General features: G+C 35.5%; 12 protein-coding genes. 8 read left to right on the top strand and 4 right to left on the bottom strand.

Going from position 1 to position 12,870, the window contains the following annotated elements; all coding sequences use genetic code 11:
* Positions 1–116: 116 nt before the first annotated feature.
* The gene (locus tag H9632_RS04530) at positions 117–275 is read right to left on the bottom strand and encodes a uroporphyrinogen-III decarboxylase (RefSeq protein ID WP_191702916.1); all 159 of its coding nucleotides are present in this window, start codon (positions 273–275) and stop codon (positions 117–119) included.
* A 252-nt stretch (positions 276–527) separates the two neighbouring features.
* On the opposite strand from H9632_RS04530, the gene H9632_RS04525 reads away from it, so the two are divergent.
* The gene (locus H9632_RS04525; RefSeq protein WP_191702915.1) at positions 528–734 is read left to right on the top strand and encodes a hypothetical protein; all 207 of its coding nucleotides are present in this window, start codon (positions 528–530) and stop codon (positions 732–734) included.
* Between the two features lie 157 nt (positions 735–891).
* Here the strand turns inward: H9632_RS04525 and rpsD are convergent, their stop codons facing one another.
* Complete coding sequence (rpsD, locus tag H9632_RS04520; RefSeq protein WP_191702914.1) at positions 892–1,494, bottom strand: 30S ribosomal protein S4; 603 nt, start codon at positions 1,492–1,494, stop codon at positions 892–894.
* Between the two features lie 547 nt (positions 1,495–2,041).
* On the opposite strand from rpsD, the gene H9632_RS04515 reads away from it, so the two are divergent.
* Entirely contained in the window at positions 2,042–3,895 is a 1,854-nt protein-coding gene (locus tag H9632_RS04515; RefSeq protein WP_225223673.1) for a sensor domain-containing diguanylate cyclase, read from the top strand.
* 38 nt (positions 3,896–3,933) lie between these two features.
* Here H9632_RS04515 and H9632_RS04510 read toward each other — a convergent pair whose 3' ends face one another.
* On the bottom strand, positions 3,934–4,416 hold the full coding sequence (locus tag H9632_RS04510; protein ID WP_191702912.1) for a GAF domain-containing protein: 483 nt from the start codon (positions 4,414–4,416) through the stop codon (positions 3,934–3,936).
* Positions 4,417–4,428: 12 nt separating this feature from the next.
* Positions 4,429–5,232 (bottom strand): histidinol-phosphatase HisJ, encoded by an 804-nt coding sequence (hisJ, locus tag H9632_RS04505; RefSeq protein ID WP_191702911.1) that lies wholly within the window; start codon positions 5,230–5,232, stop codon positions 4,429–4,431.
* 140 nt (positions 5,233–5,372) lie between these two features.
* Here hisJ and ezrA point away from each other — a divergent pair, with 140 nt between their 5' ends.
* The 6 genes from ezrA to sppA all read left to right on the top strand — a co-directional run bounded on the left by ezrA (position 5,373) and on the right by sppA (position 12,861).
* The gene (gene ezrA / locus H9632_RS04500; RefSeq protein ID WP_191702910.1) at positions 5,373–7,076 is read left to right on the top strand and encodes a septation ring formation regulator EzrA; all 1,704 of its coding nucleotides are present in this window, start codon (positions 5,373–5,375) and stop codon (positions 7,074–7,076) included.
* 207 nt (positions 7,077–7,283) lie between these two features.
* Positions 7,284–8,432: a cysteine desulfurase family protein gene (locus tag H9632_RS04495; RefSeq protein ID WP_191702909.1), complete on the top strand. Its 1,149-nt coding sequence runs from the start codon at positions 7,284–7,286 to the stop codon at positions 8,430–8,432.
* On the top strand, positions 8,429–9,640 hold the full coding sequence (gene thiI, locus H9632_RS04490; protein WP_191702908.1) for a tRNA uracil 4-sulfurtransferase ThiI: 1,212 nt from the start codon (positions 8,429–8,431) through the stop codon (positions 9,638–9,640). The genes H9632_RS04495 and thiI overlap by 4 nt, the downstream gene beginning before the upstream one ends.
* Before the next feature lie 109 nt (positions 9,641–9,749).
* Positions 9,750–9,953: an alpha/beta-type small acid-soluble spore protein gene (locus H9632_RS04485; protein ID WP_191702907.1), complete on the top strand. Its 204-nt coding sequence runs from the start codon at positions 9,750–9,752 to the stop codon at positions 9,951–9,953.
* Positions 9,954–10,118: 165 nt separating this feature from the next.
* A complete protein-coding gene (gene mbcS / locus H9632_RS04480; RefSeq protein ID WP_191702906.1) occupies positions 10,119–11,690 on the top strand; it encodes an acyl-CoA synthetase MbcS in 1,572 nt (523 codons plus the stop codon).
* Positions 11,691–11,850: 160 nt separating this feature from the next.
* On the top strand, positions 11,851–12,861 hold the full coding sequence (sppA, locus tag H9632_RS04475; RefSeq protein ID WP_191702905.1) for a signal peptide peptidase SppA: 1,011 nt from the start codon (positions 11,851–11,853) through the stop codon (positions 12,859–12,861).
* The last annotated feature ends 9 nt before the right edge of the window (positions 12,862–12,870 follow it).

Raw genomic sequence — 12,870 nt, 5'->3', positions numbered from 1 at the left:
CCGAAGTCATCTAATCGCAGCTTAAGCACAACTACATGTCTTTTTATTATACTGTCTACAAAATAGGGTTCAGTTCAGCATCTTGTGAGTGTCTTTTTATTTTGTATAGCAAAACATTAAGAAGGGTTGATTACATCAGGACTGTTACCATTTTGAATTTGACTGTTTGATCCGGAAATGTCATAAGCAATTAATGTTACGTCCAACTTTTCTTCCAGTTGTTTGATTGCATTGAGTTTTTCATTATTCAGTTCGGCAAATTTTGCATCTTCCAAAAAATCACATCCTTTAATAAATTATAAATTAAGTATGTGAGATATTTTAATGTTTATTCGTTTGCAGAAATGAGATATTGGGGTATACAAATAGTAACGCAAGATAAGTTATATAAAGTAGATTAACCCCACAACAATACAAAATATTTTTCTCTGAAGTTGAATAAGAAAAAGTAAACTTATCAGATTAATAGTTTGTCCTTTGGTTTCTTATTTGCGTGCAATTGTAGGTAGAAGTTGGGAGGTGTAACAATGGATAAATCTTACAATGTTACTATTTTAGTAGATGGTTTAGGTCCTAATTTAGATAAAAAAGTTAAAGATAATATAAAACTTGATTATCAAACATTAGATTTAATAATCAAATCTCAAGGAGTTTGGTTTGATGAGAAAAGCCATTCAGTTTCAAGTGTTCATATAGGTTTAGAAAATGATGCAACTATTTATATTTCTGAATAAAAAAATTTTTCGTCTAGCCACACCTAATACGGTGCTGGCTTTTTATTATGTATTAAAGGAGGTCACCTTATTGCAAAATACAATAAAAAAACCTAGAAAACATTGATTTAACAACGTTTCTAGGCTTTTCCGAACTACTCTTTGCAGAGCAATCAAATTAACGAGAGTAGAACTCTACGATTAATTGTTCGTTGATTTCAGCAGATAATTCAGAGCGCTCTGGCATACGTACGAAAGTACCTACTTTAGAGTCTGCATCGAATGATAAATATTCTGGTACGAAGCTGTTAACTTCCATTGATTCAGATACTACTGAAAGGTTAGCTGATTTCTCACGTAAAGAGATCGTTTGACCTGGTTTTACTGAGTATGATGGGATATCAACGCGTTTACCATCAACTAAAATGTGGCCGTGGTTAACTAATTGACGAGCTGCACGACGAGTGCGAGCTAAACCTAAACGGTATACTAAGTTGTCAAGGCGAGTTTCAAGTAAGATCATGAAGTTTTCACCTTGTACGCCTTGTAATTTACCAGCTTTAAGGTAAGTATTTTTGAATTGACGTTCAGTCATACCATACATATGACGTAATTTTTGTTTTTCAGTTAATTGTAGACCGTACTCTGATTTTTTACCGCGAGAGTTCGGGCCGTGTTGACCTGGTGCGTAAGGACGTTTTGCGATTTCTTTACCTGTGCCGCTTAATGAAATACCAAGACGACGAGATAGTTTCCAAGATGGACCTGTATAACGAGACATAATTGTGTCTCCTCCTTTAAATTTGGTTTTTGTTGTAAAAGAAAAAACCAGTTGTACCCGACATTAAACGGTATTCTATTTTCATGTATCTTCGCCCATGCAGCCGAGAGGGTTACACAATACACCATTCTAACTAAGATAGAAGGAACAAAATACACGATTAAGTTATACAACTACTGCATTCATTTTACACAAAGGCTATTGTATCTTTTTTTTAACAATACGTCAACAAATAGTAATATTACAGTGAAGCAGTAAATTCCAAGTATGAAGTACTAGGAGAATAAAAGAAGTATAAATTAGAGGAAAGAATATCAATTGGAATAAGTAATCTCACAAAAAGAAAGGATTAGGTAATTATACATATAAGGGAAAATGGTTATGAGGCAGAAAATAATCGTTTTTCCAATAAAAACGATACTATTAGAGGTGTTTATTAGAAAAATATTACAAAAATTAATAGTCAATTAGGCATAAAAAGTGTATACTTAAGAATAAGTATTAAGAAACTGACAATGGTAATAGTGAAAGAAAAGGTGATTTAATGATGGAAAATCAACTGAAGATTGATCAATTTAAATCGAATATCCTGAACCTATATATGAATTCAAATATACAACAAAATAAACTTCAGGACTATTTTCTACTATTGGAAGAGAGCCTGAAAGATTTTTTCAATATGGAAGATTGTTTTTTATTCCATTTGATTGATAATAGCCTAAAACCGGTAAACAATATGGATTGTTATAATATCGATTTTAATTTATTATCCCCTTATTTAAAGGGAAATAAAGTTGTAGAATTACCCAAGTTTCTAGAGGAACTTTCGTATTTCAGAAACCATACGAATTTAATGCCACTTATTAGTAACGATAAAATGGATGGAATCATTGTTTTTAAATATAAAAAAACAACTACCCCTTTCGAAATACAATTAACAGATGACATTATAAGCAATATCTCCTCCATTCATAAATTTTTAGTACAAAATCATGAAGTACATTCAAATGAGCAAAAATACCGTAAACTTTATGGAATGACTGACCTTTTTCATTCCACAATGGATATTGATGTAATTTTGCAAAATGTACTCATTACGATTGAAGATAATTTTTCGGATTTAGAAGTAGAACTGATATTATCAAATGATCAGGATCGTCAAACGAAAATCCAGATGAAGCCGTTTGATTACTTATCAGAGCGACCATCAACAATTGAGGCATTTGTGTCTGGAGAGTTGAAAGAAGATATAGCTACTGAAATGGACTGTCGTTTATTAAATGTACCAATTAAAGGTAAGCAAGCAATATACGGCATTTTACAGGTAAAAGCCCCTATTAACTATTCCTTTACCAATTCAGAAAAAGAGTTCATAAAAATGCTTGCCCAGGCATCGGGCAATTCATTGGAAAATGCCAAACTGTATCATCAATCACATCGTTTAATCAGTGATTTGCAGTTAATTAACGAAACTTCACATCGTTTAAATATGAAGCTGACAATTAACGAAATGCTATTATTTTTACAAAAACAATTATTAAAGTCATTCCAACCGATGGAAGTCGGGTTTTTATTTAAAAGGAAAGATTACTATGAAATGACTGAAGTCTGTACCCCTTATTTTAATAAAGAAGAATCTCAAGTATATATTCAATATGTAGAAAAGCACTTTAAAGTAAAGCAGGATCCATTATTTATCGCTGATTTCAGTCGACTTATTGCGGAGGATATTGAATATAAGTCAGTGATGGTTATCCCAATGATTGTTGAAGAAAAGATAATTGGGTTTAGCATTGTATTGCATCAAGAACCGTATTTCTTCTCCTTCGATAGTTTTAAGTTGATGCAATCCCTTATTCATCATTCCTCTTTAGCCATTTCCAACTCTGTTTTAAGAGAGCAATTACAGGAAATGGTGGATCGTGACCATTTAACAAAACTTTATGCGCGTAGTTATTCCGATACGTATGTTGAAAAATCAATTCAAAAAGATGATTCAGGTATGTTTCTACTAATTGATATTGATAATTTTAAAAAGGTCAATGATAGCTTTGGACATCAGATTGGGGATAAAGTGCTCGTTCAAATTGCTGTTCAACTAAAAAAGAAAATTGGTTTGAGAGGAATCTGTTCGCGCTGGGGCGGTGAAGAGCTCGCTATATATATTCCGAATATTCTAGATAATGAGGCATTAAAAGTTTCGAAAGAGCTTGTTGACATGATACCGAAAGTAACGAATCCATCTGTAACAATTTCGGCCGGCATGGTTACATGGTATAAAAGAAATCGACCGGATTTTCAACATATCTTTTTACAGGCGGATACAGCGTTATACAATGCTAAAAGTAACGGGAAAAATCGCGTTTGTGTGTTTGAAAGTTCAATGGAGCTAAAATGTTAAAGGGAGAACCTGGAAAATAATTCAGGGTCTCCCTTTTTTTACTTAATATGTTTTATGAGCACACTGACAAATCGCTCTAATCCTTCTTTATCTTCCGATGTAAAGCGTGCCTCAATCGGGCTATCAATATCTAAAACTCCAAATACCGTTCCATCTGCAGTTAAAGGAATGACGATTTCCGATTTTGATGCTGCATCACAAGCAATGTGTCCAGGGAAAGCATGGACATTATCCACCATAATTGTCTCATTGTTTACAACGGCAGTCCCACAAACACCACGTCCAACAGGGATGCGAACACAAGCGGGTAATCCCTGGAATGGACCAAGCACTAATTCGCCATCCTTCATTAAATAAAAGCCAACCCAATTTATATCTTCTAAAAAGTAATTTAATAAAGCTGACGCATTGCTTAAATTTGCAATGAGGTCGTTTTCCCCGTCCAATAATGCATCAAGATGTTTTGCAAGTTGTTCGTACTGCTCAGTTAGCGTTCCGCTGTAAGTAATATTTGAAAACATATAAACCTCCGATTAAAAAATAATTTTTTGCTGTAAAACCTCATAATGCTGATGTAAATGCTGTGCAGTATGTGCGTCAGATCCAAAAATAATAGGAATTTTTAATTCTTTTGCGAATTGTACAAATGGTAATGGCGGATAGGGCTCCTTGCAGAATGGTTTACTTAAACCGGCACTATTGAAATCAAGTTCATAATGATGCTGCTTCATTAATATAAGAATTTCCTTAATTTGCAAGGAGTCATCAATTTGTTTTGAATGAGCCAGCTGAAATTTATGAATTAATGTTGGATGACCTATCCGCTTCGGCTTGAATGGACCCAGGTCTGCCAAAATCGATTTTTTAACCGTTTCATAATAGAGTTCATACATAGGGGCGATTCCGCCTACCTTATTAGCAAATTGTAAGTATACTTCGTCGGAAAAGTCAATGCAGACATACTCATCTGCTGTCTGTAAAAAGTGAACTGATAAAATGGCATCATCCAGGAAAGGTCCAAATTCATTTAGAAATTGACGTGTTTGCTGTTCAAAACCGATAATATAATCAACTTCCAAACCGATATTAATAATAATCTTTGATTGATAGTGCTCTTTTAGTGTTTTCAGCTGATGAAGATAGTTTTTCAAATATACTTTATCCATGCCACTGTCCTTATCGGGTGTGGGATCGATAAAGCCATCAGGGAGTGGGGCATGTTCTGTAAAAGATATTTCTTTGAATCCACTTTCAATTGCTTTCTCAATATATTCCTCGAATGAATCTGTGGAGCCATGTGGGCAAAAAGGGGTATGTATATGACCATCGCGCATCATTTTATGCGACCTCCTTCAAAAATATGGGATTTGCAGTAAAAAAACCTGCAAATAGTTCAACAAATAGATTAAAACATGTTATTATTAATAAGACGTATATAGGTAATTTATTGATTTTAATTGGGATTAGGGGGCTTACAATGATAAATTATATCATCATTGTTGTCGTCATACTATTAGCATTATTGATTGTAGGGTTGGTAGTACGACGCAAGCATAATGCAGAAATAGGACGATTAGATAAAGAAAAGTTACAAATCCAACACTATCCAATTTTTGAAGAGTTAGCTAAAGTAAAAGCGCTAAATATGAATGGGCAAACAGAAGAGCTATTTGAAAACTGGCGTAATAGATGGTTGGATGTTGTGGATAAACAAATTCCGAAAATTGACGAATTGTTGTTTGATGCGGAAGAATTTATTGATCGTTTCAAATTCAACAAAGCTACACATGCAGAACGGGAAATTGATCAGGAGCTTACAAAGTGCGAGCAAGTTCGTGTACAAATTATTACAGAGCTAGATGAATTAATTGGCAGTGAAGAAAAAAACCGTATCGAAATTGAGCAGTTAAAAGAATATTACCGTTCTGCTCGTAAAACGATTTTGGCACATCAACATTCATTTGGTCCCGCTCTAGAGGAATTGGAAAAGAAGCTTGAGCAGTTTGTACCAAAGTTTGAAGAGTTTGATGAGTTAACGAAAGACGGTAACTACCTACAGGCTCGTGAAATTGTACTTCAGCTGAATGATGAAGCTCAAACTATATTCAACCTACTGAACGAAGTACCAACATTACTTACAGAAATACAGACAAAAATTCCGACAGCGATTCATGAGTTGCGTAATGGGCAGCGTGAAATGGAAGAGCAAAACTATTATTTGCGTCATTTAGAGCTGACAGAATACTTGGATGGGCTTGAAAAAGAATTAGACGTATTGAAGGAAGCTATTGCCGAGTTAAACCTACAGACTGTATTGCCTCGCATTCAGACTATTAATGATGAAATTGATCATTTCTATAATTTACTAGAAAAAGAAGTAATGGCAAGAAAATATGTCGAACGCAATTGTACGGGTATGTATAGTACGATTAATGAAGTGATGCGATTAACAAAAGATATTAGCGATGAAGTGGCCTATATTCAGCATAGCTATCGATTGCAAGACAAAGAGGCTGAAATTCCAAAAGTCGGTTTGAAGCATTTGGAAGTTTTACAAAGACGCTATGAATTATTGTCTACACGTGTACAGGAAGAAAAGTCCGCATATTCAAGCCTTCAGGAAGAATTGAAGGAAATTACGGATGAAATTGAGCGCATTGCAGAAGAACAAGAGAGCTTTTCAAATAAATTAAAGAATTTACGGATTGACGAGAATAAGGCAAGGGCTGAATTGGAAACTTTAAAGCGTTTGCTGCAAAATACAGAACGCTTGCTAGGGCGCGCTAATATTCCTGGGATACCAGAGGAGATGGATGCGCGATTGGAAGAAGCGGCAGAACGTATTTTTGTGGTGGTGCAAAGTTTACAAGAAGTACCATTAAATATTGTACAGGTAAATCAACATTTACTAAGTGCAAAGCAATCCATTGAAGAAACACATGAAAAAGCACAGGAAATGATTGAGAATGTTTTAATAATCGAGCGTCTCATTCAGTTTGGAAACAGATATCGCGCAAATAATCGCCAAGTTCATGAAAGTTTGCTTGAAGCAGAGGATGCATTTAAAAAGTTCCGCTACATAAAGGCATTGGAAGACGCAGCTAGGGCAGTTGAAATTGTAGATCCTAATGCTATTAATCGTATTGAAGAGCTTGTACAAGAACAACTGATTTCAAAATGATAAGCATAACGGTTACATGTTGAACGATTTAGCGTTATAATAAATAAGCAAATTAAAGAGGTTGTGGTAATGGTTTAATAGACTATTACCACAACCTCTCTGCTTGATATGAAATTATCTATAAAGCATTGCGTTGCATTGATTAGGGGATCTCCTATCCATCCTTGTCGTAAAGCTGAATAGTTTAAAAAAGAAGGTAGAGTATAGATGATTTATTTAGATAATAGTGCCACAACAAAACCACACGAGGATGTTCTAAAAACATTCTTGGCAGTGAATGAGCAATATTTTGCAAATCCGGCTTCCATCCATCGTGCCGGTGTTGAGTCAAATGCGTTATTAACAAAAGCTCGTGAGCAATTAGCAAATATTTTGCATACTGAAGAAAAAAACATATTATTTACTTCTGGGGGAACAGAGTCAAATAATGCCGCAATTTTTGGTCTTGCAAAATCAAGTAATTTTAGAGGCAAGCATATTATTACGACTGAAATAGAGCATCCCTCGATTTTGGAAGCCGTTAAGCGTTTAGAAGAAGAAGGCTATGAAATCGACTATTTAAAAGTAAATAAATATGGGATTATATCTTTAGAGGAATTAAAACAAAAACTTCGTAAAGATACCATTATCGTGAGTATTATGCATGTAAACAATGAAATGGGTGCAATACAGCCAATTAAAGAAGCAGCACAAATAATTCATAAACAATGTCAAGCGATGTTCCACGTTGATGCGATTCAAAGTTTTGGTAAGTTGCCTGTATTGTTTGAAGGCGATGAAGGTCCGGATGTTATTTCTGTTTCAGGTCATAAAATCCATGGTCTAAAAGGGAGCGGTCTGTTAGCATTTCGTAAAAAACCACAACTGAAGGCATTTATCGTTGGCGGGGGACAAGAATTTGGTTTACGAAGTGGAACGGTTCCAGTACCACAAGCTGCTGCATTGGCAAAAGCGGCGCGTTTAGCTGTTGAGAATATGCCTGTACATGTCCAGAACTATAAAAAATGGTCAGCAGAACTTCATCATTTCTTTGAGCAATTTGACCAAGAGGTATATATACTTTCGCCAAAAGACGGAGCACCACATATTTTGTCGTTTAGTGTAAAAGGTTTAAAAGGTGAAATTTTAATTAATGCATTACAAAAGCGTGATATTATCGTTTCAACATCAAGTGCTTGTTCATCTAAACAAACGAAAACAAGCCATGTTGTGGAAGCGTTGAATATCGATAGTCGATACAAAAACGGCGTATTGCGTCTAAGCTTCGGCACAAATAATACAGACGAAGATATTGCTGCTTTTAAAAAGCAATTTTCAGTCGTTATGAAAGAGTTAAAAGGAGAAATTACGCAATGATTTTTAAAGAAATTTTAGTTCGCTACGGCGAATTATCAACAAAAGGACGTAACAAAAAAGATTTTATTAGCCGTTTACGGGATAATGTACGTTATTCATTCAATGATATTGCACCACTGAAAATTCGTGCAGAACGTGATCGCATGTTTATTGAAATTGAAAACAAAGAAAAATTTGCTGTACTAATGGACCGTTTACCAAATGTATTTGGTATCCAATCTATCAGCCCTGTTGCATCTTGTGAAAAAGATTTAGATGTAATGAAAGCATTAGCAATGGAAATTTTAGAAGACTACCGCGAACGAGGTGATTTAACGTTTAAAGTGGAAGTGCATCGTACAGATAAAACATTCCCACTGGATACGCATGAATTGCAGCGTGAAATGGGTGCAGCTCTATTACCAAACTTCCCTAACTTTAAAGTACAGGTGAAAAATCCGGATGTTGCACTACGTATTGAAGTACGTGATGATGCAATCTATATGATGGCACAAGTAATTCAAGGTGCTGGAGGAATGCCAATCGGTTCAAATGGCCGAACACTGTTAATGCTTTCCGGTGGTATTGATAGCCCCGTTGCTGGGTATTTAATGATGAAGCGTGGCGTTAGATTAGATGCCATTCACTTCTTCAGTCCACCATATACGAGCGATAATGCATTGCAAAAAGTAAAAGAACTTGCAAATGAATTAACTAAATTCGGTGCAAATATTCGTCTGCATGTCATTCCATTCACAGAATTACAAGTAGCTGTAAAAGATGCGGTTCCAGATAATATGTCTATGACTTCCACTCGTCGTATGATGATGAAAGTTGCTGATAAAGTTCGTGAAGAAATTGGTGCACTAGGAATCGTAACAGGTGAAAGCCTAGGGCAAGTTGCTTCCCAAACTTTAGAAAGCCTAACTGCTATTAATGATGTGACAAATACGCCAATTTTACGTCCGTTAATTTCAGCTGATAAAAATGACATTATTAAAATTGCGAAGGATATCGGCACATATGAAACATCAATACAGCCTTTTGAAGATTGCTGTACGATTTTTACACCATCTAGTCCGAAAACTAAGCCAAAATTAGAAAAAGTACTTCATTTTGAAAGTTTTACGGAATTTGATGATTTAATTGAGCGAGCAGTGAAAAACCGCGAAGTTCATGTGTTTCCACAAAAAGAAGTAAAAGAAGATAAATTTGCTGATTTACTATAAGTTTATACTATAGAAATGATTTCCTAATCGAACTATAAATTACCTGCCTTTTTTGTGTATTAAACTTTTCTCCTGGTGCATTCTAATGTCACAAGGAGGTGAGCAACACATGGCAAACAACAATAGTTCAAACAAATTACGTGTACCTGGTGCACAACAAGCGCTTGACCAAATGAAATACGAAATTGCACAAGAGTTTGGTGTACAATTAGGAGCAGAAGCATCATCTCGTGCAAACGGATCTGTAGGCGGAGAGATTACGAAACGCCTAGTTCAGATGGCTGAGCAACAATTACGTGGTGGAAACCAATAATAAAATTTATGAAAAAGGACCGTTACTTTATGTAGCGGTTCTTTTTTATTTTGCAGGTAATAAAAAAATTTATCCATTAAAAATGGCGGAATATTTTGATATTAATGATTTTCATTATTATACTAAATGAGTAAGATCTTTTTTAAACAAAGGGGAGATTTAAAAATGAATCAAGACTATTTAGTAGCACCGGCAAATTATAATATTGTGGATGAATTTGAAAAGCACGAAAATAAAGCGAACAAAATAGCATTGATTTTCCAGGAGGAAAATGGAAAGGAAAGTCGATATACATATGAAGAACTTTTGCTGCAAGCAAATCAAGCAGCAAATGCCTTTTACGCGAAAGGCTTAAAAAAAGGTGATGTTATTTTAATTATGTTACCACGCTGTCTGGAAGCATATGTTTCTTATATCGGCGCATTAAAAGCAGGACTAGTAATAATTCCAAGTTCAGAATTACTAAGAGCAAAGGATATTGAATATCGATTGAATCATTCTGAAGCAAAAGCAATTATCGTAATGGAGCAGTTTGTAAAAGAATTTGAAGGTGTTGAAAGTTTATCTAATGTTGAACGCTTTATTGTTGGAAACAGCAAAGAAGGCTGGACTTCGTTAATGGAGCTTGCTCAGCAACAATTAAAAGAATTTAATTCTGTTAATACATCATCAAATGACTTAGCATTTTTAGCTTATACATCCGGTACAACGGGAAATCCAAAAGGTGTAATGCATTCACATGGATGGGGATATGCGCATTTACGCACGACAGCGGCAGAGTGGCTTGGTGTACAGGATGGAGATACAGTTTGGGCAACAGCTGCACCTGGTTGGCAAAAATGGATATGGAGTCCGTTCTTGGCGGTGTTAGGGAGTGGCGCAACAGCATTTGTATATAAAGGGAAATTTGAGGCTAAGCAATATTTGCATTTAATTGAGCAGCATAAGATAAACGTGCTTTGCTGTACACCAACTGAATACCGAATGATGGCTAAATTAGATCAATTAGGTTCATTTGATTTAAATTCATTGCGAAGTGCAGTATCAGCTGGTGAACCGTTAAATCGGGAAGTAATTGAAACATTTAAGCGGGAGCATAATTTAGTAGTGCGGGATGGATATGGGCAAACGGAAAACACATTGCTAATAGGAACATTGCTAAATACAGAATTACGTTCCGGCTCAATGGGAAAACCAACGCCAGGTAACATTATTGAACTGGTAAATGAGGAAGGTGAGCCGGTTCCAGTAGGTGAAGTTGGGGATATTGCTGTACACAAATCAACTCCAGCGCTATTTAAAGGCTACTATAAAGACCCAGAGCGTACAGCAATTCAATATCGTGGTGATTGGTATATTACAGGTGACCGTGCTACGAAAGATGATGACGGTTACTTTTGGTTTGAAGGGCGCAATGATGATATTATTATTTCTTCTGGCTATACTATTGGTCCATTTGAAGTGGAAGATGCTTTAACTAAGCATCCTGCTGTACAAGAGTGTGCTGTTGTGGCAAGTCCTGATGAAGTACGGGGAAATATTGTAAAAGCGTTTATTGTACTAAAAGACCAATCGTTGAAAGATAGCCCAACAATCGTAGAAGATTTACAAAATCACGTTAAACAACTGACAGCACCATATAAATATCCACGTGTTATTGAATTTCTAGATGAATTACCTAAAACAATTTCAGGGAAAATACGTCGTGTCGAATTGCGTTTAAAAGAGTTGAAATAACAATTTCCGATATTATTTCCTGGGGAATATTGAAAAAAGGTGGCGAATATTGCCGCCTTTTTTTAGGAAATAACGATGGATATAAAACTCTAGTACTGAATTATCTTTTCATTGAAACTTTTTTAATATACCATCGTACATATAATAAGGAGGCGAAGGCATGAATACAAAACGAGTAGTAGCTTTAATAATAGCTGCCGTATTATTATTTTTCTCAATTGGGATTAATACGATTATTACTATTTTTAAAACCGATTTCTTTAGTAGCTTTGATACTATGATGGGGTCAGGTGCTCTTACATATGAAAATGTAATCGAATCAGGTGATTTTACGGAGCGCATTGCCAATTTGAAAGTTGATGGTGTAATTCAGGATGTTGGAGAACCAAGTATTTGGGAAACTGTTGATTATAATCATCAAGCATTTCTGGAACAGTTGGACGCTGTTTTAAAAGATGAAACGGTTAAGGCAGTTCTTTTAACGGTTAATACACCAGGTGGTGGTGTAATCGAATCAGAAGAAATATACCAAAAGTTATTACAAATTAAAGAAGAAAAACAAATACCGATTTATGTAACGATGGGGGCGATGGCTGCTTCTGGTGGCTATTATATCTCAGCACCAGCAGATAAGATTTTTGCCCAGCGCGAAACGATTACAGGATCAATTGGTGTAATTATGCAGTCAATCAATTATGAGAAATTAGCTGAAAAAATCGGAGTCGAATTTGAAACGATTAAATCTGGCGAGCATAAGGATATGTTCGGAGGGTCACGCCCATCTACTGAAGAAGAGCTAGCAATGCTTCAAGAGATGATTGATGAATCTTATGAACATTTTGTCGATATTATTGAAACTGGACGTAATATGTCGGAAGCAGAAGTGAAAAAGGTTGCTGATGGTCGTGTATTAGGTGGTTCACAGGCATTAAGAGCAGGCTTAGTAGATGAAATCGGTAATGAAGAAGCAGCTATCAATGCATTACGTGCAGACTATAGTTTGGAAGATGCAGAGTTGTTTGAATATACGATGGATACATCGAGCTGGGGGTTATTTTTAGGTGCCAAATTAGGCTCAATGTTCAGCCCATCAGCAGAATCACAAGTTTTATCTAAAATTATTTCATCAACGAATTCACCGCGTATGATGTATTTATACGGTGACTACTAATAGGGGGGA

The sequence above is a fragment of the Solibacillus merdavium genome (assembly GCF_014836935.1).
Classification (GTDB): Bacteria; Bacillota; Bacilli; order Bacillales_A; family Planococcaceae; genus Solibacillus; species Solibacillus ferritrahens.
Note: the sequence above shows the minus strand (reverse complement) of the source record. Positions and strands in the feature narration are given on the sequence as shown.

Coding starts and splice junctions, on each gene's coding strand:
- H9632_RS04485 (WP_191702907.1), top strand. CDS start 9,750: ATGGCAAACAACAATAGTTCAAACAAATTACGTGTACCTGGTGCACAA.
- hisJ (WP_191702911.1), bottom strand. CDS start 5,232: ATGATGCGCGATGGTCATATACATACCCCTTTTTGCCCACATGGCTCC.
- H9632_RS04510 (WP_191702912.1), bottom strand. CDS start 4,416: ATGTTTTCAAATATTACTTACAGCGGAACGCTAACTGAGCAGTACGAA.
- H9632_RS04525 (WP_191702915.1), top strand. CDS start 528: ATGGATAAATCTTACAATGTTACTATTTTAGTAGATGGTTTAGGTCCT.
- thiI (WP_191702908.1), top strand. CDS start 8,429: ATGATTTTTAAAGAAATTTTAGTTCGCTACGGCGAATTATCAACAAAA.
- H9632_RS04495 (WP_191702909.1), top strand. CDS start 7,284: ATGATTTATTTAGATAATAGTGCCACAACAAAACCACACGAGGATGTT.
- mbcS (WP_191702906.1), top strand. CDS start 10,119: ATGAATCAAGACTATTTAGTAGCACCGGCAAATTATAATATTGTGGAT.
- H9632_RS04515 (WP_225223673.1), top strand. CDS start 2,042: ATGGAAAATCAACTGAAGATTGATCAATTTAAATCGAATATCCTGAAC.
- ezrA (WP_191702910.1), top strand. CDS start 5,373: ATGATAAATTATATCATCATTGTTGTCGTCATACTATTAGCATTATTG.
- sppA (WP_191702905.1), top strand. CDS start 11,851: ATGAATACAAAACGAGTAGTAGCTTTAATAATAGCTGCCGTATTATTA.
- rpsD (WP_191702914.1), bottom strand. CDS start 1,494: ATGTCTCGTTATACAGGTCCATCTTGGAAACTATCTCGTCGTCTTGGT.